The organism is Pseudomonas sp. S1_G07 (genome assembly GCF_054668565.1).
Genome location: NZ_CP162778.1, coordinates 2106060 through 2128597, shown reverse-complemented (window position 1 = coordinate 2128597; position 22538 = coordinate 2106060). Strand labels below are relative to the sequence as shown.

18 protein-coding genes are annotated in these 22538 nt (G+C 62.1%); 11 read left to right on the top strand and 7 right to left on the bottom strand.

Translation table 11 applies throughout. From position 1 onward, the window contains the following. Positions 1–19 precede the first annotated feature (19 nt). Positions 20–3964, bottom strand: coding sequence for a Tc toxin subunit A (locus tag AB4O05_RS09740; protein ID WP_460164867.1), 3945 nt, complete (start codon positions 3962–3964; stop codon positions 20–22). Positions 3965–4199: 235 nt separating this feature from the next. Here AB4O05_RS09740 and AB4O05_RS09735 point away from each other — a divergent pair, with 235 nt between their 5' ends. Further along, positions 4200–5012, top strand: coding sequence for an SDR family oxidoreductase (locus tag AB4O05_RS09735; protein WP_460131355.1), 813 nt, complete (start codon positions 4200–4202; stop codon positions 5010–5012). Then, positions 5013–5414, top strand: a complete 402-nt coding sequence (locus AB4O05_RS09730; protein WP_104501731.1) for a DUF4440 domain-containing protein — start codon at positions 5013–5015, stop codon at positions 5412–5414. 14 nt (positions 5415–5428) lie between these two features. Here AB4O05_RS09730 and AB4O05_RS09725 read toward each other — a convergent pair whose 3' ends face one another. From AB4O05_RS09725 to AB4O05_RS09710, 4 genes are read right to left on the bottom strand one after another with little or no spacing between them, the layout of a single operon-like run. After that, positions 5429–6289 (bottom strand): efflux RND transporter periplasmic adaptor subunit, encoded by an 861-nt coding sequence (locus tag AB4O05_RS09725; protein ID WP_460131356.1) that lies wholly within the window; start codon positions 6287–6289, stop codon positions 5429–5431. 10 nt (positions 6290–6299) lie between these two features. Further along, on the bottom strand, positions 6300–6500 hold the full coding sequence (locus tag AB4O05_RS09720) for a DUF1656 domain-containing protein (protein WP_460131358.1): 201 nt from the start codon (positions 6498–6500) through the stop codon (positions 6300–6302). Further along, positions 6490–8667 (bottom strand): FUSC family protein, encoded by a 2178-nt coding sequence (locus AB4O05_RS09715; protein ID WP_460131359.1) that lies wholly within the window; start codon positions 8665–8667, stop codon positions 6490–6492. Before AB4O05_RS09715 ends, AB4O05_RS09720 begins: the two co-directional genes overlap by 11 nt. 10 nt (positions 8668–8677) lie before the next feature. Further along, positions 8678–10213 (bottom strand): efflux transporter outer membrane subunit, encoded by a 1536-nt coding sequence (locus tag AB4O05_RS09710; RefSeq protein WP_460131360.1) that lies wholly within the window; start codon positions 10211–10213, stop codon positions 8678–8680. A gap of 183 nt (positions 10214–10396) precedes the next feature. Between AB4O05_RS09710 and AB4O05_RS09705 the strand changes: the two genes are divergently transcribed. From AB4O05_RS09705 to AB4O05_RS09685, 5 genes are all read left to right on the top strand, one after another. Continuing rightward, positions 10397–11365 carry a LysR family transcriptional regulator gene (locus tag AB4O05_RS09705; protein WP_460131361.1) on the top strand — a complete coding sequence of 323 codons (969 nt, stop codon included), beginning with the start codon at positions 10397–10399 and terminating at the stop codon, positions 11363–11365. Positions 11366–11473: 108 nt separating this feature from the next. Continuing rightward, the gene (locus AB4O05_RS09700; protein WP_460131363.1) at positions 11474–12448 is read left to right on the top strand and encodes a 2-hydroxyacid dehydrogenase; all 975 of its coding nucleotides are present in this window, start codon (positions 11474–11476) and stop codon (positions 12446–12448) included. 92 nt (positions 12449–12540) lie between these two features. Beyond that, positions 12541–13443 (top strand): chemotaxis protein CheW, encoded by a 903-nt coding sequence (locus tag AB4O05_RS09695; protein WP_460131364.1) that lies wholly within the window; start codon positions 12541–12543, stop codon positions 13441–13443. Between the two features lie 3 nt (positions 13444–13446). After that, complete coding sequence (locus tag AB4O05_RS09690) at positions 13447–13929, top strand: GNAT family N-acetyltransferase (protein ID WP_460131365.1); 483 nt, start codon at positions 13447–13449, stop codon at positions 13927–13929. A gap of 109 nt (positions 13930–14038) precedes the next feature. Continuing rightward, positions 14039–14782, top strand: coding sequence for a YkgJ family cysteine cluster protein (locus tag AB4O05_RS09685; RefSeq protein WP_460131366.1), 744 nt, complete (start codon positions 14039–14041; stop codon positions 14780–14782). 40 nt (positions 14783–14822) lie between these two features. On the opposite strand, the gene AB4O05_RS09680 is transcribed toward AB4O05_RS09685, so the two are convergent. Beyond that, on the bottom strand, positions 14823–15605 hold the full coding sequence (locus AB4O05_RS09680) for a transporter substrate-binding domain-containing protein (RefSeq protein WP_460131367.1): 783 nt from the start codon (positions 15603–15605) through the stop codon (positions 14823–14825). 172 nt (positions 15606–15777) lie between these two features. After that, positions 15778–16011: a hypothetical protein gene (locus AB4O05_RS09675; RefSeq protein ID WP_460131368.1), complete on the bottom strand. Its 234-nt coding sequence runs from the start codon at positions 16009–16011 to the stop codon at positions 15778–15780. A gap of 213 nt (positions 16012–16224) precedes the next feature. On the opposite strand from AB4O05_RS09675, the gene AB4O05_RS09670 reads away from it, so the two are divergent. The 4 genes from AB4O05_RS09670 to AB4O05_RS09655 are packed head-to-tail and all read left to right on the top strand — an operon-like array spanning position 16225 to position 22518. Further along, positions 16225–17391 (top strand): efflux RND transporter periplasmic adaptor subunit, encoded by a 1167-nt coding sequence (locus AB4O05_RS09670; RefSeq protein ID WP_460131370.1) that lies wholly within the window; start codon positions 16225–16227, stop codon positions 17389–17391. Next, positions 17388–20477 carry a multidrug efflux RND transporter permease subunit gene (locus AB4O05_RS09665; RefSeq protein WP_460131371.1) on the top strand — a complete coding sequence of 1030 codons (3090 nt, stop codon included), beginning with the start codon at positions 17388–17390 and terminating at the stop codon, positions 20475–20477. The genes AB4O05_RS09670 and AB4O05_RS09665 overlap by 4 nt, the downstream gene beginning before the upstream one ends. Before the next feature lie 9 nt (positions 20478–20486). Beyond that, a complete protein-coding gene (locus AB4O05_RS09660) occupies positions 20487–21164 on the top strand; it encodes a heavy metal response regulator transcription factor (RefSeq protein ID WP_460131372.1) in 678 nt (225 codons plus the stop codon). Continuing rightward, positions 21154–22518, top strand: coding sequence for a heavy metal sensor histidine kinase (locus tag AB4O05_RS09655; protein WP_460131374.1), 1365 nt, complete (start codon positions 21154–21156; stop codon positions 22516–22518). The genes AB4O05_RS09660 and AB4O05_RS09655 overlap by 11 nt, the downstream gene beginning before the upstream one ends. The last annotated feature ends 20 nt before the right edge of the window (positions 22519–22538 follow it).

The window sequence follows — 22538 nt, the reverse complement described above, 5'->3', positions numbered from 1 at the left end:
CGCGGGGCGATGCACTCGGTCAACGGCTGGCGGCCATCACGGCTTCGCCTACCGCCTGCCAGGAAGCCATGCTGCTGGCGGCAGTCAACTGCGTGGTGCCCAACACATCTGCCGCCGACAAACCACTTTGGTTACACACCTGCTGGCAGCGCCGTACCCAGTCCACCTCGGCCATGGAGCACGCACGGCCTTTGGGAAAATGCGCGAACAAGCGCCTGACTTCTTCCGGGCGCCATCCCAACAGCGTGGCCAGCGCCTCGGCCATCTCGCCGTTAAAGGCATTGCGTGTGGCTTTGCTCGCGCGCTTGGGCTGTGGCCGGTTACTGTTGATGAAATACCCCAACAGCGCTTCCTCGGCCCGGCTCTGGCCATCGAACCATTGGCTGTAGCGGCCCAATAAATAGAAACTTTCGAATGACAATGCCGCGCTTGCCCACGCCTTCAGCCAATCGGGCTTGACCAGGAAGACCCTTAAGGCAGCGGTGCTCAAACCCAGCTGCAGCGCCACCTGCGCGTGACGCAATACCGATTGAAGCTGGTCGATCAACGAGACGGCCATTGGCTCGGCCCCCTTGCGCAAGCCCGCCTCATCCAACACGGACGACAGGAAGTCGTAGACGGTGGTTCCTGCCCAACGCACCACCACCAGGGTGCGATCCATGGGCAGGTTAGCCATTTCCTGGGCCAGCCCTTCAATGACACGCAACTGCTTATCGTGCGCGGCCAACAGCAACCCGCCCAGCTTGTCCAGGCACTGGGCCTTGACCTCTGGCGCTAGCGCCAGAGGCGCAAGCAAACCGCTCAGGGCCGCTAACAACTGGCCCTGAGTGTTATCGACGATCTGCAGCAGCAAGGTCTTGACCAAGCCTTGTTGATCAAGAAGCGGCATCAGGATCTGGCGCCAGTCGATGGCTACGCCAGGTTCCGCGGCGTTGCGGGCCGGCTCATGAGTCGGCAGGTTCAAATCCAGCAGTTGGCGATCCGTGACGAGGGCCGCCACGGTCTCCTCGACCATGGGCGCCACGCGGTCGGTCAAGCCCTTGGGCGGTAGGTAATCACTGGCGTCAAGCCCCAACAACGCTCGCACCTGGCTGACGCTTTGCCTGGTTTCCTTGAGCCAGTTGACGGCCCAATCCATTTGCATGAGAACATCAAGAATGTCATTGACGCTTCCACTGAAATAATGGAACGCCGTCGTGGTCACCGCCAGCTCTTGCCGGGTCGCTACCCCGCGCCGTACCAGCAAATGCTTGCCCGTCGTCGGGTTATTAAACAATGCTTGCAGCCCGTCTGAACGCACCCGACAGCCACTCAACGAGAGGCGGCCTCCTTGCGCTACAGGCGCAAGGGTCAGTGGACCTCCGTCAGGGTTCATCAAGAAACCGTCCAGATCGCCAAGATCTGGTGCCCGCACCACTGTGAACTGCGTCAACCCCATCGGCGTATCGAAATAATCCCCCACCATTACGTGCAGCGTCGAACCTGGTAACAGGTATATTTCATGTCCCTCCTCACTACTCTCTACAACCAGCCTCAACTGGATATCCAGATCGGCATCGGCAGAGCGGCCCGTCAGTCGAAACTCTTCGAGTCTCAACTGTTTCTGCGCGGGCAGTCGACCTGTGCAGAGCAAACGCTGGAAATGTTCCCCCCCCAACAAATCGACCAATGCCATACCTTCCCGCGCCGATAAGCCGAACAATTGCGCGATGCGGGCTTGGCGGTACAAGGAGGACACCGTAGCCAGGTCGCGCTTGAGCGTACCGACATAGGCGACTGTACGGCTGGCAAAGTGCAGGAAGGACGTTTCGGTGGGCTGTAACCCGAGGCCGGCACACAGTTGCGATACCGTTCTCTTCGACGTGGCGTCCATGCCCGAACCTGAAGCTTGGAACGGCTGCTGATCGAGGACCAGCGGTGCGCCAAACAGCGCCGAGCCATCTACGTTGAAGACCTGATCGAACAGCGACACACGATCGCCCGTGGCATAGGGCGTAAGGTCATGCAGGAACGCCGCAAACTCCTCGGGCTGCACGCTATAGCGCTGGCTGAGGTAGCGATACACCCCCAACGTGCGCAGGGTATTGGTGTTCAGGTCCATGCCCAGGTTGTCTTCGCCCTCGCTGCGAATGGCGCTGATGATCAGCGTATCCAATTCGGCAAACGGGATACCGAACCACCTCTGCAAACGGATCATGCGCTGCAGGCGGTCGAGGCGGTTTGCCGAGGTCTTGGTCAGGTACCAGCTCGCGCGATTCTCTTGCTTAACCTCACGCAACCCCATCGAGTTATCAAATTGATCCTTGCGAATAGACGCCGTGGTGGCGGGCACGACACTGTCGTAGCGGTCGGAACCGTGACCGTTGACATAGCAGGCGCCGTAGTGATTGGCGTGGGGATAAGGGGCGCCAATATTCGGGGACAGGTGCTGCGGGTTTTTCGACGGGCAATTGGGCGACAGGCGAGGAGCGTGCGTGCGCTGTGACAAGAGCGCCTCGACTTGTTCGGCGTTCAATTCCGTCTGCTGCATGAAATGCTTCAGGTCGATCAACGCTTCGCTATGCAAGCCATAACTCTTTTGGAAGAACGCCTCCTGCGCATCGGTCCAGGTAACGGTGTCATCCAGTATCAGCGTAAAGCTGAGTGTCGCCAGCTGAGTGGGTGAGGCCACAGGCCCCGCAGTCGTGGTCACCGTGAACGAGGTGCGGTAACCCGGCTGGGATGGAAACGGTACGGTAGGCCTCCAGCGAATACTTGGACCAATGACATTACTTGAAGCTGTGTGCGCATGATTGAAACGCCAAATAGAGGCGCTCCTTGGTGTGGTTGACCCCAACTCAACCGCGCCTAAAGACACTGGCGACTGCCCAGCCGCGGAGAACATCAGGGTGGCCAGATTGATACCGCTGGAACCGACGATCAACTTGTCCGCATAAGGCTGAACATTCAGGACTGTGAGCTGTATCAGAGGCAGTACAAACCCCGAGCTAAGCGCCGAATGCGGCCGCAAATGCGAAGTCCCCGGCCCTCTCCAGTGCTTACCTGCCGACAACTCAGTCTTCGATAAATAAAACGTGCTGAACAATGAAGGTTCTATCAGCAGTTGCTGTTGTTGCGGGCTCAGCCCGGTTAACAACTTCTGAGACTCCAGGGGTGAATAATTCACGGAGCCGAACTGGCTGAACACCTCTTGAGTCAACGGCAGCGCCATACTGGCGCGATAATTCATCACACCCAATTCAAGTTTCTTCGCGGTCAACCCAAGCTGGCATTGATGATGGGCAAAGTTATAGGGAAACAGGAAGGGGTGACGCCGCTCGGCCAGCACCTCGTAGATCGGTTTGTTCTGATCCGGCTTGCCTTGCAGGTACTTTTGGATATCGTTCTTGAGCACATCATTGACCAGCTCCAGCATAGGCCTGGGGGTAAACGTGCTGTGCTGGTCGATCACCAGGCTGGCGATATCGGGACGCCGCGTATTGAGCCTGATTTTGGGTTGCGTGCCTTGCCCGGACGTTTCCAGGGTGCGCGTGGCGAAGTGAAACAGCGAGTTGAGGTAAGCCACCGGCGAATCGAGCGCTGCCAGGGCGCCGACTTTGCAGAACTGGTCCCAATTTTCCTTGAACAGGTTGGGGTAACCGGGGCCCACATCGACCAGTGCCCGCACGCCACTGCGCTGACTCTGGTGCTGGGATCGCCCGCTGGACACCTGATGTTCACGGAACAGGCTGGCGATTTGCCCGGCGTAACACATGGCATTGTCGTAGGCCAATGAACCGTCGGCCTCACATATCTCGCCCAGGCGCTCGACAAACTGCGTCTTCGACTGGCGAATGATGTCAAACACCGACTCGATACCCAGTTCTTGCATGGCATCGATGAAACTGACTTTGCCTGCTTCCGAGTGCACCGAATCCGGCGAGTCAACAAGGTTGCGCAGTAGACGATCGTTGTTCGATTCCATAGCTGTTTACCACCTTGGCGATAATCCCCCAACATGGATCGAAACATAGTCTGCAGAGGGGTAAAAAAGAACCTGTGAGTTCTGACAGGCTCTGCGTAAAAACAGACCAACGGCTAAATTGGTTTTTCCCCCACAGGCCGTTAGGATCGGTGTTTACCAGAGTGCCAACGTGCCCCTGCCGTGCGCCAAAAACCACGCGCGCCAATAGCTGCTCGGCTCAAACAAGGACTGATCCATGCCCAACGTACTCATCACCGGTTGCTCCAGCGGCATCGGCCGCGCCCTCGCCGATGCCTTCAAGGCGGCGGGCTATGACGTGCTGACCAGCGCCCGCCGCGAAGACGACGTGATCGCCCTCAACAATGCCGGCTTTCATGCCGTGCTGCTGGACGTGAACGACGCCGAAGCGCTGAAAACCCTGGCGGCAAACCTGAGCGAACTGGATGTACTGATCAACAACGCCGGCTACGGCGCCATGGGTCCGTTGCTCGACGGCGGCACCGAGGCGATGCAGCGCCAGTTCGAGACCAATGTGTTCTCTATTGTCGGCGTGACCCAGGCACTGTTCCCGGCCCTGCGCAAACGCAAAGGCCTGGTGGTGAATATCGGCAGCGTGTCCGGCGTTTTGGTCACGCCATTTGCCGGCGCCTACTGCGCCTCCAAAGCCGCCGTGCATGCGCTGAGCGACGCATTGCGCATGGAGTTGGCACCGTTTGGCATCCGAGTGATGGAAGTGCAGCCCGGCGCCATCGACACAAGCTTTGCAAAAAACGCCGGCGCCCAGGCCGAACTGTTGATCAACGAACAATCGCCGTGGTGGCCGTTGCGCGAGGGGATTCGCGCACGCAGCCAAGCCTCCCAGGACAAGCCGACGCCTGCCAGTGAGTTTGCGGCGGATGTGCTCAAAGCCGTGCAACAGCCCCAGCCACCACGCCTGCTGCGTTCGGGCAATGGCAGCCGGGCGTTGCCGTGGATGGCGGCGTTGTTGCCCAAGGGATTATTGGAAACCGTGTTGAAGAAACGCTTTGGTTTGAAGGGGAGTTTGTAAATGATCGACTACAGCGATTTTTTCGAAGAAGTGATCCAGACCCACGTCGAGATCGAACAATGGTTTGCCGGCGTCGCGCCTGAGGGCACCCTGCAAAATCTGCTGGCGCGCTTCTCGCCTGAATTCAGCATGGTCGCCCCCGCCACCGGCACGCGGGTGAATGCGGCCGGAGTCAATGCCCTGTTCACTCGCCTGGGCGGGATGCGCCCGGGGTTGAAGATCACCCTGAGCGAAATGACCGGGATTGATCGGCATGCACGGGGTGCGACGGTGACCTATCGCGAGCATCAGGTCGATGACAGCGGCACGCGGACGGATCGGCGGGCCACCGTAGTGTTCGAGAAGCAGGCCAGTGGCGCGCTATTGTGGCGTCATCTGCATGAGACCTTTATCAAGGCCTGACACGCTCCCACATTTTAGTTTTTCGTCGGGTCAACGATGACGGTGCAGGTGATGCCGGCCGCCAACAGTACACCCTCCGGCACCTGATCAATATGAATCCGCACCGGCACCCGCTGGGCCAGGCGCACCCAGTTGAACGTGGGGTTCACATCCGCAATCAGCTCCCGGCTTTCGGGGTTGTCGCGGTCATAGATGCCGCGCGAGATGCTTTCCACATGCCCCTTCAGCGTCTCGCCGCTCATCAACTGCATGTCAGCTTTATCGCCCACCTTCACATGGGGCAATTTGGTCTCTTCAAAGAAGCCATACACCCAGAACGAGTTCATATCCACCACCGCCATCTTCGCTTCGCCGATGCGCGCGTAGTCGCCGCGGTGCACGTTGAGGTTGGTGACATAGCCGTCGACGGCCGCCAGCACTTGCGTGCGCTTGAGGTTGAGTTCGGCCGCTTCCAGTTGCGCCAGCGCGTGTTGGTAATCGGCGAACGCGGAGTCGGCAATGTTGCTGGCGTCGTCGCGGTTTTCCCTGGAGATCACCAGCGCGTCGAGGTCGGCGCGGCGGTGGGCGTTGTCCTTGCGCATTTCCCAGGTGGCTTTGCGCGAGGCCACAAGGGCTTGTGCCTGTTTGACGGCGAGGCGGTAGTGCTCGGGGTCGATCTGCATCAGCAGGTCGCCCTTTTTCACCAACTGGTTATCGCGCACCGGTACGTCGACCACAACGCCTGTGACGTCGGCCGCCACGTTGATGATGTCGGCGCGCACGCGGCCGTCGCGAGTCCAGGGTGTTTCCATGTAATGCACCCACAGCGTGCGGCCAATCCAGATCGCCAAGGCCAGAACCAGCAACGTGGCGAGCAGGCTGAAAAACTTTTTCATCGGGGCATTCTCAACGGTAGACGCTCAGCGCCAGGGCGCCGAACAGGCAAACGAACAGGCTCAGGCGCAGCAACGCCGGGTGCCAGAAAAAACGGTACAGGTCGAACCCGGCCAGGAGGCGGTCCAGGGCCCAGGCCAATACGGCGGCAACCAGGAACATCAGGGTCATGGTCGGCATGTAGAGGCCGTGGAAGGCGATTTCACGGGGCATTCGGGGTTCCTTTGAGCGCCGCCAGCGGCGATTGCGGGTCCAGCAATGAGGTGCGGATAAAATGCAGGTAGCTTTTCACCCGGCGCAGGGCCGAGGTGTCGAAGTGCGGGGCGAAGGGTTCGTCGGTGGCCTGCACGCGGCTGATAGCGTGGTCGACGGCGATCAGCCCGCGCTCCAGGTTGCTGGCGCTCGGCTGCAGGAACAGGCGTACCAGCGAGCGGCCCATCACGCGGATAGCCTGGCGCCACGGCTGGGATTCGGCGTACGCCGGGTGCACCGGCAGGATCGCCTGTTCCTTGCGCAACTCGATGATCGCGTGGCCCACTTCCAGCACCACGAACATCCAGCGCAGCAGGTCGCGCTGTACTTGAGGCTGGCCGCCGGCGAGGCCGTAGGCCTGGTGTAACAGATCGCGGGTACGGCTCTCGAAACTCGACGCCAGGCCCTTGAGCTTGCCACTGATCGCGTACACCACTTGCTCGCGCAGGTCTTGCTCCAGGCGGCGCCACAACCAGCCGCTGTTGGGCGGCAGGATGATTGCGCCAGCGGCGGCGCACACCAACATGCCGATGACCATGGCGATGTAGTCGTTGATAAAGGTGTAGGGGTTGTAGACCGTGAGGTTGTCCGGCACCGAACCGGTGCTGAAGAAAATCAGCAGGCCTACGCCGACACCCGCGTATTGCGGGCGTGACGCGAGGAAAGCGCCGAGGATGATCACCGGCGCGAGCATCAGGCACAGCAGCGCAAAGCCGTCGATCCAAGGGAACACGAAGAACATTTCGACAAACCCCACCAGCGCACCGATCAAGGTGCCGCAGGCCATCTGGAATGCCATGCGCTTGGGGTTGGGCGTGGCGGCGGACAGGCCGACGGTGGCGGCGGCGATCAGGGTCATGGTGGCGCCACTGGGCCAGGCCGTGGCCACCCAGTAACTGCCCAGCACAATCAGGATAAATGACGCGCGAATCCCCGAAGCGGCACAGGCCAGCCAGTTGGTCTTGGGGGTAAAGGTTTCATCCCACTGCTCACGTGCATGGCTGTGGTCGGCCAGGGACGCATGGGTCTGCGCGTAGTTGTGCAGGTCGTCGACGAAGCGGTAGAGCAACTCGTAGGCGGTGTGAAAGTCCAACTGCTCGTCTTCGCTTGGCTGACCTTCCTGGAAACGCGCGCGCAGGCTGCGTACCTTGGCCGGCAGGCCGTCCTTGTAGGCGCTGAGCTGGTTGACCAGGCGTGCGGCGTCGGGGCTGGTGAGCGCGCGGCCGGAGAAACCGTCGAGCACTTCGGCCAGGTCCTGCAGGCCGGGTTTGATCGCGGCCACCACGTGATCGGCGGCGTCGGTGCGCAGCCGCTCCAGCAACTGGTGCAAGGCGTTGAAGCGTGTGGTGATGCTCATGAATTCGCTGTTGAGGCGACTGAGCCGACCGTTGCGCCGCCGCATGTGCGGGTCTTCAAACACCGTGACGCTGCGCAGCCCTTCCAGGCCCACGGCTTCGGCGATAAAGCGCACGTTACTGGCCTCGAACCCTTCGCGCCGGCTACGCCCACGCAGGCCGTCGGTGACAAACAACGCGAATACGCCAAAGCGCTGGTACAGCGCGTTACGCATGGCGGCGCTGGAGGTCTGCGGCAGGATCGCCGCGCTGACCAGCGTGGAGCACAGAATCCCCAGGGAGATTTCCAGCACCCGCCACACCGCCGCCATAAAGGCACCTTCTGGATGGGCCAGGGCCGGCAAGCCGACCATCGCCGCCGTGTAGCCGGCCAATACAAACCCATAGGCGCGGAAGTTGCGGTTGCGCGTGGCGCCGGCGGTGCAAATGCCGACCCAGATCGCCAACGCGCCGAGGAACAGTTCGGTGTTCTGCGCAAACAACGCGATCAGCAACACCATCACCGCCGATCCGGCCAGAGTGCCGAGGAAGCGATAGAAGCTCTTGGCGAACACCTGGCCGCTCTGCGGTTGCATCACGATAAACACGGTGATCATGGCGGTGCGCGGTTGCGGCAGCTCCAGGCGCATGGCCAGCCATAGGGTGAGGAACGCGGCGATCAGCACCTTGAAGATGTATACCCAGGTCACGCCATCGCTGCGTGCCCAGTCGAAAAAACCACGCCGCCACTCAAGGGCAAGCAGCCAGCGAAGGGGGGCGGGCAAGGGCGTCATCAAATCCTACTCAGTGATCAAACACGGCCAGCGCCGCCGGGGTTTTGCTGGGGAGGGTCTTGGTGTTCGGGGGTACGTCCCTGCCGGCCTCGAGGCCGCCGCCCAGGGCGGTCACCAGTTCGGCGTGGGCGCTCAGCCGAGCGGCCTGTACCTGCTGCTCGACCTGTTGTTGTCGAAACAGCAGGGTCTGGGCGTTGAGCACATTGAGGTAATCGGTGAGGCCGCGCTGGTAGGCGATCATCGCGATGTCGTAGGTTTTCTGCGCCGAGGCCACCGACTGCGCCGCGAAGGTCGCTTGCTTGTGCATGGATTCGCGGCGGATCAACTGGTCGCTGATGCCCTTGAGCGCGTTGACCAGGGTCTGGTTGTAGCGCGCCACGGCGATGTCGTAACCGGCGCTGGCTTCGCCCAGTTCGGCACGCAGGCGGCCACCGTCGAAAATCGGCAAGGTGATCGCCGGGCCGACGCTGTAGTTGAATTTTTTTCCGGCCAGGAACTCCAGCATGCCGCCACCGGTGGCCATGTAACCGAGGCTGCCGACCAGATCGACGTTGGGGTAGAAACCGGCGTGTGCCACATCGATGCCGCGCGCCTGCGCTGCCACTTGCCAGCGGCTGGCGACCACGTCCGGACGCTGGCCGAGCAATTGCGCGGGCACGCTGGAGGGCAGTTTCAGCGGCGCGGCAAGGGACAGGCTCGGGCGTTGCACCTGTGCGCCCAGCCCCGGCCCCTTGCCCGCCAACGCCGCCAGCTGGTTACGGCTCAGGGCGATTTCTTCGTCGAGAGCGTCCAGTTGGCGGTGGGTTTCCGGCAACGGGGTTTGCGCCTGGCTTACGTCAAGATGAGTGCCAAGGCCGGCGTCGAGGCGTTTATTGGCCAGGTCGAGGATCTGCTGTTGCTGGGCCAGAGTGGCGGCGACGATATCGCGGTTGGCGTAGTGCAACGACAGTTGGATATAGGCGCGCACCACATTGTTTTGCAGTTCGAGCTGGGCCTGGCGCGCTTCGGCGGCGCTCATATGGGCCAGGTCCACGGCGCGCTCGGTGGCGTTGCTTTCACGGCCCCACAGGTCGAGGGCGTAGCTCAGGCCCAGGGACGCATTGTTGTCCCAGGTGTTGGCGCCGCTCAGGTCACCGGGGCCGTAGAACTGATCCTTCGGCCAGTTGTGGCGCTTGAGGGTGGTGTCGCCGTTGATCTGCAACGACTCGGCCGACTCGGCGACCCCGGCCATGGCCCGCGCCTCACGCACCCGCGCGGCGGCCATGGCCATGCTCGGGCTGTCGCGGGTGGCGAGTTCGACCCAGCGGTTGAGCTGGGGGTCGCCGTAGGCTTGCCACCATTGTGCGGTGGGCCAGTGTGCGTCCCTGGCGGCGCTCTGGATCGCTTCGTCGGTGGCCAGGGTATTGGCGTTGAGGGCCTGGCCTTGGGGGGCGATTCCTCCGGTTCCGATGCAGCCGCTGATTGCTAACGATAAGGCGCAGACACTGAGAGCCTTCAGCCCCCTGTAAATGAGAGTCTTCAGCTCTCTGCTGATGCGACGCGGCACGGCGAACGAATTCCTGGGATGGTGTAGCGGGGAGAGGTGGCGCAATTCTAGGCGGCGCCACGAAGGACGATAAGCAGGCATTCCTGTGAATCTTTGTTACCGTTCAAGCGATAATCCATTGGTAGGGATCACTGGTCTGCGTAACTTTCTGTCACAATTTGTCATCTCCCTTGAGAACACTCCATGGACACTTTGCAAAACATGCGCGCCTTCAGTTGCGTGGCCGAAGCCGGCAGTTTCACCGCCGCCGCCGCGCAACTGGACACCACCACCGCCAACGTCTCGCGCGCGGTCTCCAACCTTGAGGCCCATCTGCAAACCCGCTTGCTCAACCGCACCACTCGCCGCATTGCCCTCACCGAGGCGGGTAAACGCTACCTGCTGCGCTGTGAACAGATCCTGGCGTATGTCGAGGAAGCCGAGGCCGAAGCCAGCGATGCGCATGCGCGCCCCGCCGGGCAGTTGAAAGTGCACACCATGACCGGCATCGGCCAGCATTTCGTCATCGACGCCATTGCCCGCTACCGCCGCACTCACCCGGACGTAACCTTCGACCTGACCCTGGCCAACCGCGTGCCGGACCTGCTCGATGAGGGCTACGACGTGTCCATCGTGCTGGCCAGCGAGCTGCCGGATTCGGGCTTCGTGTCCCAACGCCTGGGCATCACCTACAGCATCGCCTGTGCCTCGCCGGATTACGTCAAGGCCAAGGGCTGCGCGCACCGCCCCCATGACCTGCTCAACCACGCCTGCCTGCGCCTGGTCAGCCCGGTGATCCAGCTGGACAAGTGGACCTTCAACGGCCCCGAAGGCCAGGAAAGCGTGGCGATCAACACGTCGCCGTTCCTGGTGAACTCGGCCGACGCGATGAAAACCGCGATCACCAGCGGCATGGGCGTTGGCCTGTTGCCGGTGTACGCGGCTATCGAAGGGCTGCGCAATGGCACGCTGGTACGGGTGATGCCTAATTACCGCTCCCAGGAGCTGAACCTGTACGCCATCTACCCATCGCGCCAGTACCTGGATGCGAAGATCAAGACCTGGGTGGAGTACCTGCGCGGTTCATTGCCGGAGATTCTGGCGGCGCACCAGGCGGAATTGGTGGCGTATGAATTGAGCGGCAGTTTGGGCGGTGTGCGGATGGCGAACTGATTTCTACCGGACGCTGGAGATCAAATGTGGTTCGGCGCAACCCTGACAATCTCAATCAGGAATGTTAGCGTGCCTGGCATTCTTCCGTAGTCGATGAGCCCGCCTGCCATGAAAAAGACTGTCCTCGCCTTCAGCCGCATCACCGCGCCCATGATCGAGCGCCTGCAACAGGATTTCGAGGTGATCGTGCCCAACCCCAAGCTGGGCGACATCAGCGCGCAATTCAACGACGCCCTGCCCCACGCCCACGGTTTGATTGGCGTGGGCCGCAAGCTGGGCCGCGCACAGCTCGAAGGCGCGAGCCAGCTGGAAGTGGTGTCGAGTGTGTCGGTGGGCTACGACAACTACGATGTGCCGTACTTTAATGAACGCGGGATCATGCTCACCAACACCCCTGACGTGCTCACCGAAAGCACCGCCGACCTGGCGTTCGCCCTGCTGATGAGCAGCGCGCGGCGGGTAGCCGAGCTGGACGCCTGGACCAAGGCCGGCCAGTGGACAGCCAGTGTCGGCGCGCCCTTGTTTGGTTGCGACGTGCACGGCAAGACCCTGGGCATCGTCGGCCTGGGCAATATCGGCGCGGCCGTGGCCCGTCGCGGGCGCCTGGGCTTCAACATGCCGATTCTGTACAGCGGCAACAGCCGCAAGGTCGAGCTCGAGCAGACACTGGGCGCGCAGTTCCGCAGCCTGGAGCAGTTGCTGGCCGAGGCGGATTTCGTTTGCCTGGTGGTGCCACTGAGCGAAAAAACCCACCACCTGATCAGCACGCGCGAGCTGGGCCTGATGAAGCCGAGCGCGATCCTGGTGAATATTTCCCGTGGCCCGGTGGTAGACGAACCGGCGCTGATCCAGGCCCTGCAGAACCGGACCATTCGCGGCGCCGGGCTGGACGTGTATGAAAAGGAACCGCTGGCCGAGTCGCCACTGTTCCAGTTGAGCAATGCCGTGACCCTGCCGCATATCGGCTCAGCCACGGATGAAACCCGCGAAGCCATGGCCAACCGCGCCGTAGACAACCTGCGCAGCGCCCTGCTCGGCCAGCGCCCGCAAGACCTGGTGAACCCGCAGGTGTGGAGCGGCTGATACCAAGGGCCCTGATCGCGCCTACAGTTTCCAGCGACTGGGTCGATAACCCTCTATAGAAGATTGTCATCCCTGATCCACAGAAGGTTTTTATGTCCACCACCAAAGCCCGCGCAGACTCACTCTCGCTTCTGCTCTTTACCTTGCGCAGCGGCAAGCTGATGGCCATCAACCTGCTGAAAGTCAGCGAAATCATCCCCTGCCCGCCGCTGACGAAGCTGCCGGAGTCCCACCCCCACGTCAAAGGCATCGCCACCTTGCGCGGTAACTCATTGGCGGTGATCGACCTGAGTCGCGCCCTGGGGGAAATGCCCTTGGAGGACCCGGACGGTGGCTGCCTGATCGTCACCGACGTGAGCCGCTCCAAGCAGGGCCTGCATGTGCAGGCGGTGAGCAAGATTGTGCATTGCCTGACCACCGATATCCGCCCGCCGCCCTACGGCTCCGGCGGTAATCGCGCGTTTATTACGGGAGTGACCCAGGTCGAAGGCGGCCTGGTACAGGTGCTGGACATCGAAAAAGTCATCCACGGCATCGCGCCAGCACCGATTGAAGTGGCGCCGACCGACCTGACCATGGAAGAGGCCGAACTGCTCGGCAATGCACGGATTCTGGTGGTGGATGACAGCCAGGTCGCCCTGCAGCAATCGGTGCACACCCTGCGCAACCTCGGCCTGACCTGCCATACCGCGCGCAGCGCCAAAGAGGCAATCGACGTGCTGCTGGAGCTGCAAGGCACCGGCGCGCAGATCAATGTGGTGGTGTCGGACATCGAGATGTCCGAGATGGACGGCTATGCCCTCACCCGCACCCTGCGTGAAACCCCGGACTTCCAGGACCTCTACGTACTGCTGCACACCTCGCTGGACAGTGCGATGAACAGTGAGAAAGCTCGCCTGGCCGGGGCGGATGCGGTACTGACCAAGTTTTCCTCACCGGAATTGACCAAGTGCCTGGTGGTTGCCGCCAAGAGCGTGGCCGAAAAAGGCCTGTAAGCGGTGCCTGAGTATTTCCAGCTGCTGCGCCGCGACCTGCGCGGCAGCCTGCCCGCACCGCAGTGGCCCAGCAACACGCGGCTGGAGCATTACCGCGACGAACTCGCCCCGGCGATTCATGCGGTGCTGCGCATGGCCCAGGAACAAGGCGGTGGCCGCGTGTCCAACCTGCACACCTGGCAGCAGCAGTTCGTCACCGATGCCGAATTCGATCCCACGCTGTGCCTGGTGGCCAGCAACGACGCGGGCATCCTCGGCGTGGCCCAATGCTGGACCAGCGCATTCATCAAGAACCTCTGCGTGCATCCCTGCGCCCAGGGCCAGGGACTGGGCCGGGCCTTGTTGCTGCACAGCTTCCAGGTGTTCAAGCAACGCGGCGAACCCTATGTGGACCTCAAGGTACTGGAGCGCAACCTGCGCGCCCGGCACCTGTATGAAAGCGCGGGCATGGTCTTTGTACTGCGGGACATCGTCAGCGACGACTGACAGGCGCTGGCGCATAACTTGCTTCCAGACCCAGGGGAGCGGAGAACAGAGGTAAAAACCCGTCACCGCTCCAGCGTGCCCTCCGACCTAGCCTGGTAACAGATCCGCCATGAACACTCATTTTTCCTGCGTAGGTTGTGGCAAATGCTGCTCCGACCACCATGTGCCCCTGACCCTCGCCGAAGCCCGCATGTGGGCGGCGGACGGCGGTAATGTCATCGTGCTGGTGGAGGGTTTCCTCGGCAATGGCCTGGGCCTGCCGCCACAGCAACGCGAGCATGCCGAACGCCGTTCGGTGGTGGTGCCCAGCGGCAATACCCAAGCGTTTGTGGCAATCACTTTTGCCGCCTACAACGCCGGACGCTGCCAGAATCTTGACGAGGACAACTTGTGCCGCATCTATGCGCGGCGCCCATTGGTGTGCCGCATCTACCCGATGGAGATCAACCCGCACATCCCGTTGAACCCCGCCGCCAAGGATTGCCCGCCGGAATCCTGGGAGCAGGGCCCGGCGCTGATCGTGGGTGGAGCGTTGGTCGACCCGGAGCTGACGGAGCTGATCCGCCTTTCACGCCAGGCCGACCGCGACGATGTGCAGACCAAGGAAGCGGTCTGCGCCTTGCTGGGCATTCGCACCACGGCACTCAAGGGTGATGGGTTTACCGCCTACCTGCCGGACATGGGCGCATTCGCCCAGGCGATTGAACAGGCGATTGAACAACCGTCCGTGACCAATGAATGGGTGTTTCATGTGTCCGGGCTGGACATCGCCGAACAGGTGCTCGATGCCGGCGCGCGGATTGCCACCGAGGTGCCGGCCAATTATGCGTTTATCGCGTTACGCGCGGCGTAGTGTGGATTCCTGAAGGATGGGTGTGGTGACCGATACGGATTCATGGCGTGGCGGAAGTGTCGTCCAGCCGGTAGGGCTGGATGATCCGTTGGTACTCGCCGTTGTGCATCAGTTGCTCTAGGGCGTGGTTGAGTTCGTTGCGCAAGGCCGTGTCGGGCTTGCGCACCGCGATCGCTACGCCGTCGCCCAACAGATCGGTTGAAATGGCGGGGCCGAGGAAGTCGAAATGCTCGCCGTCGGCGGTGTCGAGCAGGGCTTCACGAATTTCCACGGTGCCCTGCAAGGTCGCATCGATTTCCCCCGCCACCAGGCTGCGGACCAGATCGTCATTGAGCCAGAAGCTCTTGATGATCACGCCCCTGCGTGCCCACTTCGACCGCGCGAAGGCTTCGCGGTTGCTCCCCAGCAAAACCCCAACCCGCTTGCCCCTCAGTGACTTTACATTGGGCAGCAGGCCGGAGTTCCTATGGGCCACCAGGCGCGTGGTGAAGGGATAGAGATTATTGGTGAAGCTCGCCCAGCGCCGACGTTTCGTCGTGGGGGCCATGCCCATGATCGCATCGAACTGCCTGGCCTCAAGGGCGCTGAAATCTTCGACAAGCACCTGGTCAACCCAGGTACAGCGCACATTCATCTGCGCACATAAAGCGTTGCCCAGCTCGATGTTCAGGCCCACCAATTCCCCTTGCGGGTTTCGGCTCTGGAACGAAGGAAATTGCGCGGCAACGCCAAAACGGATTTCGCCGCGAGCGTGATCATCGGCTGCCACGGCATCGACCGACAGCAACAGGGCAAGCAGTACACAGATGTGTATCAGGGCCACGGGGAACGTCCTTTTCCAGAAAGAGCCGCCTCACCGCACCCCGTTCCGGTTAAACCGTGGAGGGGGTACGGCAAAGGCTGTGCAAACTTTCAAGAAAGGGCCGCAAGCCTACAATCAGAAATTTCAGCCGGTTTTGTAGGCAATAGTCGACACAGCGTGCGACTTATTACCCTCAGCGTTTACCCATGGACCGACGCGTACCCGGTGGCGCCATGCCTGGCGACTTGGTGTGGCCGTTCTTGGCGCCGTTTTTGTACCACGGCTGTGCGGCATTCTTTGCCCCTGCCAGTTCACCCGGCTTGAACGGAAACTTGAACGCCGGGATCTCGGCTTTTTCAACGCCGTCGGCGCTGGCCGGATCGACGATGTCGGCCGCTTCAACAGGGGGTTGTGTCGGGGAAGTCATGAAAGCTCCGGGGCGTGCAAAAAAAATGAGGGCCGGCTTGCCGGCCACACTGGCGCGCAGTATACCTGCGCGCCTCGGATCTTTAACCACCGGCTGTACGAACGGTTGGAGTTGGCTGACAGCGCTGTCAGTTAGCAGTCACCGTGCTGACCGGGTTGGCGGGCTATAAAGACCGCTCACTCTCCCCATCCTTTGCACCGGCGCCTCACCCCAATGCACATTCAACGAAAAACCGCCCTGATCGCGGGTATCCTCGTGGTAGTCGCCGTTGCGGCCTGGGCGCTGACCCGCCCGGCCAAGACCAAACTGGCGGCACCGACCGCGATCCCGGTACGGGTGGTGAGCGTGGCGCAGCAGGACATCCCGCGTTTCGTCAGCGGTATCGGCACGGTGTTATCACTGCACAGCGTGGTCATTCGCCCGCAGGTCGACGGCATTCTCACCCAACTGCTGGTCAAGGAAGGCCAATTGGTCAAGGCCGGCGACCTGCTGGCCAAAATCGATGATCGCTCGATCCGCGCCAGCCTCGCCCAGGCCAAGGCGCAATTGGGCGAGAGCCAGGCGCAATTGCAGGTGGCACTGGTCAACCTCAAGCGCTACAAGGCTTTGAGCGTCGACGACGGCGTGTCCAAGCAGACCTATGACCAGCAACAAGCCCTGGTGAACCAGCTCAAGGCCACAGCCCAAGGCAACCAGGCCGCGATTGATTCGGCGCAAGTGCAATTGTCCTACACCCAGATTCGCTCGCCGGTCAGCGGGCGCGTGGGTATTCGTAACGTGGATGAAGGCAACTTCCTGCGCACCAGCGACATCCAGGGCCTGTTCTCCGTGACCCAGATCGACCCGATCGCCGTCGAGTTCTCCCTGCCGCAACAGATGCTGCCGACCCTGCAAGGCCTGATCGCCGCGCCCACCCAGGCCAGCGTCGACGCCTACCTGGGCGCCGACACCGACGGCCAGACCGGCGACTTGCTCGGCGAAGGCCACTTGAGCCTGATCGACAACCAGATCAGTTCCACCACCGGCACCCTGCGCGCCAAGGCCGAGTTCAACAACCCCTCGCAACGCCTGTGGCCGGGGCAACTGGTGAGCATCAAGATCCAGACCGCCCTCGACAAGAATGCTCTGGTGGTGCCGCCTACCGTGGTGCAACGCGGCCTGGACTCGCATTTCGTGTACCGCGTCAACGGGGACAAGGTCGAGGTGGTACCGGTGCAAGTGACCTTTCAAGACAGCAACGTGAGCATCATCAACGGCGTGCGGGCCGGGGATATCGTGGTCAGTGATGGCCAGTCGCGCCTCAAGACCGGTGCGCGAGTGGAGGTGTTGAAGGAGCCGCCGCAGGTGATCCAGACCGTCGATGCCAAGGTGCAGCCATGAGCCGTTCGCCATCAGCCTGGTGCGTCGACCACCCCGTCGCCACCCTGCTGCTGACCTTCGCCCTGGTATTGCTCGGGATGATTGCCTTCCCGCGCCTGGCTATCGCCCCACTGCCGGAAGCGGAATTTCCGACGATCCAGGTCAGCGCACAGTTGCCCGGCGCCAGCCCGGACACCATGGCCTCCTCCGTGGCCACGCCGCTGGAGGTGCAATTCAGCGCCATCCCCGGCATGACCCAGATGACCTCCAGCAGCGCCTTGGGCTCAAGCCTCCTGACCCTGCAATTCACCCTCGACAAGAGCATCGACACCGCCGCACAGGAAGTGCAGGCGGCGATCAACACCGCGTCCGGCAAACTGCCCAGCGATATGCCGAGCCTGCCGACCTGGAAGAAGGTCAACCCGGCGGACAGCCCGGTGCTGATCCTCAGCGTCAGCTCCGACAGCATGCCCGGCACTGAGCTGAGCGACTATGTGGAAACTCTGCTGGCGCGGCAGATCAGCCAGATCGACGGCGTCGGCCAGATCAACATCACCGGCCAGCAACGCCCGGCGATCCGCGTGCAAGCCTCTCCCGACAAACTCGCCGCCATCGGCCTGACCCTCGCGGATATCCGCCTGGCGATCCAGCAATCGAGCCTGAACCTGGCCAAGGGCGCGATCTACGGGAAGCACAGCGTGTCGACCCTGTCGACCAACGATCAGTTGTTTCACCCCGATGACTACGCGCAACTGATCGTGTCCTACAAGGACGGCGCACCGGTTCAACTGCGTGATATCGCCAAAGTCATCAACGGCTCGGAAAACGCCTACGTGCAGGCCTGGTCCGGTGACACACCTGGGGTGAACCTGGTGATTTCGCGCCAGCCCGGCGCGAATATCGTCGAGACCGTGGACCGCATTCAAGCCGAGCTGCCGCGCCTGCAAGGCATGCTGCCAGCCTCGGTGCAGGTCAGCGTATTGAGCGACCGCACCAAGACCATCCGCGCCTCGTTGCATGAGGTGGAGGTGACCCTGCTGATTGCGATTTTGCTGGTGGTGGCGGTGATGGCGCTGTTCCTGCGCCAGCTGTCGGCGACGCTGATCGTGTCCAGCGTACTCGGCGTGTCGCTGGTCGCCAGCTTTGCGCTGATGTACGTGATGGGCTTCAGTTTGAACAACCTGACCCTGGTAGCGATCGTGATCGCCGTGGGTTTTGTGGTGGACGATGCCATCGTGGTGGTGGAAAACATTCACCGTCACCTGGAAGCCGGTCTCGACCAGCGCGAAGCGGCGATCAAGGGCGCCGGCGAGATTGGCTTTACCGTGGTGTCCATCAGCTTCTCGCTGGTGGCGGCGTTTATTCCGCTGCTGTTCATGGGCGGTGTGGTCGGGCGTTTGTTCAAGGAGTTTGCGCTGACGGCAACCTCGACCATCCTGATTTCGGTGGTGGTGTCGTTAACCCTGGCACCGACCCTGGCCGCGCTGTTCATGCGCGCGCCCACCCACCCGGCCCACGACAAACCCGGCTTCAGCGAACGCCTGCTGGCCGGTTACGCGCGCAACCTGCGCCGTGCGCTGGCTCATCAACGCAGCATGCTGGCGATCTTCGTCGCGACCCTGGCCCTGGCGGTGGTCGGCTACGTGTTTATCCCCAAGGGTTTCTTCCCGGTGCAAGACACCGGTTTTGTGCTCGGCACCAGTGAAGCGGCGGCCGATGTGTCGTACCCGGACATGGTCGCCAAGCACAAGGCCCTGGCCGAAATCATCAAGGCCGACCCGGCGGTGCAGGCGTTTTCCCACTCGGTGGGCGTGACCGGCAGCAACCAGACCATCGCCAACGGGCGCTTCTGGATCGCCTTGAAGGATCGCGGTGACCGCGATGTGTCGGCCAGCCAGTTCATTGACCGCATCCGTCCGAAACTGGCCAAAGTGCCGGGCATCGTCCTGTACCTGCGCGCGGGCCAGGACATCAACCTCAGCTCCGGCCCCAGCCGCGCCCAATACCAATATGTGCTCAAGAGCAACGACGGCCCGACACTCAACACCTGGACCCAGCGCCTCACCGAAAAATTGCGCGCCAACCCGGCATTCCGCGACCTGTCCAACGACCTGCAACTGGGCGGCAGCATCACCCACATCAGCATCGACCGCCAGGCCGCCGCGCGCTTTGGCCTGACCGCCACCGATGTCGACCAGGCGCTGTACGACGCGTTCGGGCAGCGTCAGATCAATGAGTTCCAGACCGAGATCAACCAGTACCAGGTGGTCCTGGAGCTCGATACCCAGCAGCGTGGCAAGGCCGAGAGCCTGAACTACTTCTACCTGCGATCAAAGCTGACGGATGAGATGGTGCCGCTGTCGGCCCTGGCCAAGGTCGATCCGCCCACCGTGGGGCCACTGTCCATCAGCCATGACGGCATGTTCCCGGCGGCCAACCTGTCATTCAACCTCGCGCCCGGCGTGGCCTTGGGCGATGCGGTGATCATGCTCAACCAGGCCAAGAACGACATCGGCATGCCGAGCACCCTCATCGGCAACTTCCAGGGCGCCGCCCAGGCCTTCCAGAGTTCGCTGGCCAGCCAGCCATGGCTGATCCTGGCGGCGCTGGTGGCGGTCTATATCATCCTCGGTGTGCTGTATGAGAGTTTCGTGCACCCGCTGACCATCATCTCCACCTTGCCGTCGGCCGGCCTGGGCGCGCTGATCATGTTGTGGCTGCTGGGCCAGGACTTTTCGATCATGGCCCTGATCGGCCTGGTGCTGCTGATCGGCATCGTCAAGAAAAACGGCATCCTGATGATCGACTTCGCCCTGGAAGCTCAACGCGTGCGCGGGTTACCGCCCGAAGAAGCGATTTATGAAGCCTGCGTCACGCGGTTCCGGCCGATTATCATGACTACCCTCGCCGCCCTGCTCGGTGCCGTGCCGTTGATGCTCGGTACCGGCCCCGGCGCGGAAATGCGCCAGCCATTGGGTATCGCGGTGGTCGGCGGGTTGCTGGTGAGCCAGGCGCTGACACTGTTCACCACACCGGTCATATACTTGTACCTTGAGAAATTTTTCCATAGACCCAAACCAGCGCCCGCGCTGGCGACCACACATTGAGGCGGGGTCATGCGTGTCCTGATTATTGAAGATGAAGAAAAAACCGCGGACTACCTGCACCGCGGCTTGACGGAACAGGGCTACACCGTCGATGTGGCGCGCGAAGGCGTCGAGGGCCTGCACCTGGGCCTGGAAAACGACTACGCGGTGATCGTGCTCGACGTGATGCTGCCCGGCCTCGACGGCTTTGGCGTATTGCGGGCGCTGCGCGCGCGCAAGCAGACGCCGGTGATCATGCTCACCGCCCGCGAGCGCGTAGAAGACCGCATTCGCGGCCTGCGCGAAGGCGCCGACGACTACCTCGGCAAACCGTTTTCGTTCCTCGAACTGGTGGCGCGCCTGCAGGCCCTGACCCGTCGCAGCGGCGGTCATGAGCCCGTGCAAGTGACCGTGGCCGACCTATGGATCGACCTGATCAGCCGCAAGGCCAGTCGCAACGGCCAGCGCCTGGACTTGACCGCCAAGGAATTCTCGTTGCTCAGCGTGCTGGCGCGGCGCCAGGGCGAGATCCTGTCCAAGACCGCAATTGCGGAGATGGTCTGGGACATCAATTTCGACAGTGACGCCAACGTGGTGGAAGTGGCGATCAAGCGCCTGCGCGCCAAGCTCGATGGGCCGTTCGAACACAAACTGCTGCACACCATTCGTGGCATGGGCTACGTGCTGGAGAACCGCAGTGTCGGCTAATTCCATCGCCCTGCGCCTGAGCGGTATGTTCACCCTGGTGGCGCTGCTGATCTTCGTGCTGATCGGCGGCGCGTTGTACCAGCAGGTGGACCGTGGGCTGGGCCTGTTGCCGGGGGCGGAGTTGGATGCGCGCTACAGCGTGCTGGAATCCTCGGTGAATCGCTTCGGTACGCCGGACCATTGGGTGAAGATCAAGGCCAAGCTCAAACTGCTGGGCGAGGAAGACAAGCGCATCCGCTTCTGGGTGGTCAGCAGTGACCCGAGCTACGAATACGGTGAGCCGAATGCGCAGATCCGGGCCTTTGCCGCAGGTCCCACGGGTAAGCGCGACTTGCACCTGCCCGGCCACGATTATCCGTTCAAGGTGCTGGTGAGCCAGTTTGCGGCCAAGGAACAACGCCCGCCGCTGCGCTTCATGATTGCCATCGACACCGAAAACTTCCGCGCCACCCAGCACCACCTGCTGGTGGCCTTGGTCAGCCTGGCGCTGGTCGGCGTGGTACTGGCGGCGCTGCTTGGCTTCTGGGTCTCGCGCATCGGCTTGAAGCCTTTGAGCAAACTTTCCGATGAAGCGCAGAAACTCGCGCCGCCGAAGCTCTCCGGGCGCCTGCAGCTGTCGCCGCTGCCGCCCGAGTTGAGCCAGTTCGTCAACTCCTTCAACGCCACCCTCGACCGTGTGGAGCAAGCCTACTCGCGCCTGGAATCGTTCAATGCCGACGTGGCCCATGAACTGCGCTCACCGCTGACCAACCTGATCGGCCAGACCCAGGTGGCGCTGACGCGTGGGCGTTCGGCCGAGCATTATTTCGAGGTGCTGCAATCGAACCTCGAAGAACTGGAGCGCCTGCGCTCGATCATCAATGACATGCTGTTCCTCGCCAGCGCCGACCAAGGCAGCAAGGCCACCAAGCTGATCCAAAGCTCCCTGGCCGATGAAGTGGCGACCACGCTCGACTACCTGGACTTTATCCTTGAAGACGCCCAGGTCCAGGTGCGGGTGCGGGGTGACGCCCAGGTGCAGATCGAGAAGGCCCACCTGCGCCGCGCCTTGATCAACCTGCTGAGCAACGCGGTGCAGCACACCGCGCCGGGCGAGGTGATCGACGTGAACATTCAAACGCAGGAACACCAGGTGGCCATCAGCGTGACCAACCCCGGCGAGGTGATCGCCAGCGAGCACTTGCCACGCTTGTTCGAACGTTTCTATCGGGTGGATGCGTCACGCAGTAACAGCGGGGCGAATCATGGCCTGGGCCTGGCCATCGTCAAGGCGATTGCGCTGATGCATGGCGGCGATGTGTTCGTGCACAGCGACGGTGGCGGCAATACCTTTGGTATCACGTTGCCCATCTAACCCCCCTGCTGCCAGAGGAA

Bases quoted from the DNA above. Each gene is read 5' to 3' on its own strand.
- AB4O05_RS09720 (WP_460131358.1), bottom strand. From the start codon at position 6,500: ATGCCCCGTGAAATCGCCTTCCACGGCCTCTACATGCCGACCATGACC.
- AB4O05_RS09685 (WP_460131366.1), top strand. From the start codon at position 14,039: ATGAACACTCATTTTTCCTGCGTAGGTTGTGGCAAATGCTGCTCCGAC.
- AB4O05_RS09705 (WP_460131361.1), top strand. From the start codon at position 10,397: ATGGACACTTTGCAAAACATGCGCGCCTTCAGTTGCGTGGCCGAAGCC.
- AB4O05_RS09730 (WP_104501731.1), top strand. From the start codon at position 5,013: ATGATCGACTACAGCGATTTTTTCGAAGAAGTGATCCAGACCCACGTC.
- AB4O05_RS09740 (WP_460164867.1), bottom strand. From the start codon at position 3,964: ATGGAATCGAACAACGATCGTCTACTGCGCAACCTTGTTGACTCGCCG.
- AB4O05_RS09695 (WP_460131364.1), top strand. From the start codon at position 12,541: ATGTCCACCACCAAAGCCCGCGCAGACTCACTCTCGCTTCTGCTCTTT.
- AB4O05_RS09700 (WP_460131363.1), top strand. From the start codon at position 11,474: ATGAAAAAGACTGTCCTCGCCTTCAGCCGCATCACCGCGCCCATGATC.
- AB4O05_RS09665 (WP_460131371.1), top strand. From the start codon at position 17,388: ATGAGCCGTTCGCCATCAGCCTGGTGCGTCGACCACCCCGTCGCCACC.
- AB4O05_RS09715 (WP_460131359.1), bottom strand. From the start codon at position 8,667: ATGACGCCCTTGCCCGCCCCCCTTCGCTGGCTGCTTGCCCTTGAGTGG.
- AB4O05_RS09660 (WP_460131372.1), top strand. From the start codon at position 20,487: ATGCGTGTCCTGATTATTGAAGATGAAGAAAAAACCGCGGACTACCTG.
- AB4O05_RS09670 (WP_460131370.1), top strand. From the start codon at position 16,225: ATGCACATTCAACGAAAAACCGCCCTGATCGCGGGTATCCTCGTGGTA.
- AB4O05_RS09725 (WP_460131356.1), bottom strand. From the start codon at position 6,289: ATGAAAAAGTTTTTCAGCCTGCTCGCCACGTTGCTGGTTCTGGCCTTG.
- AB4O05_RS09675 (WP_460131368.1), bottom strand. From the start codon at position 16,011: ATGACTTCCCCGACACAACCCCCTGTTGAAGCGGCCGACATCGTCGAT.
- AB4O05_RS09735 (WP_460131355.1), top strand. From the start codon at position 4,200: ATGCCCAACGTACTCATCACCGGTTGCTCCAGCGGCATCGGCCGCGCC.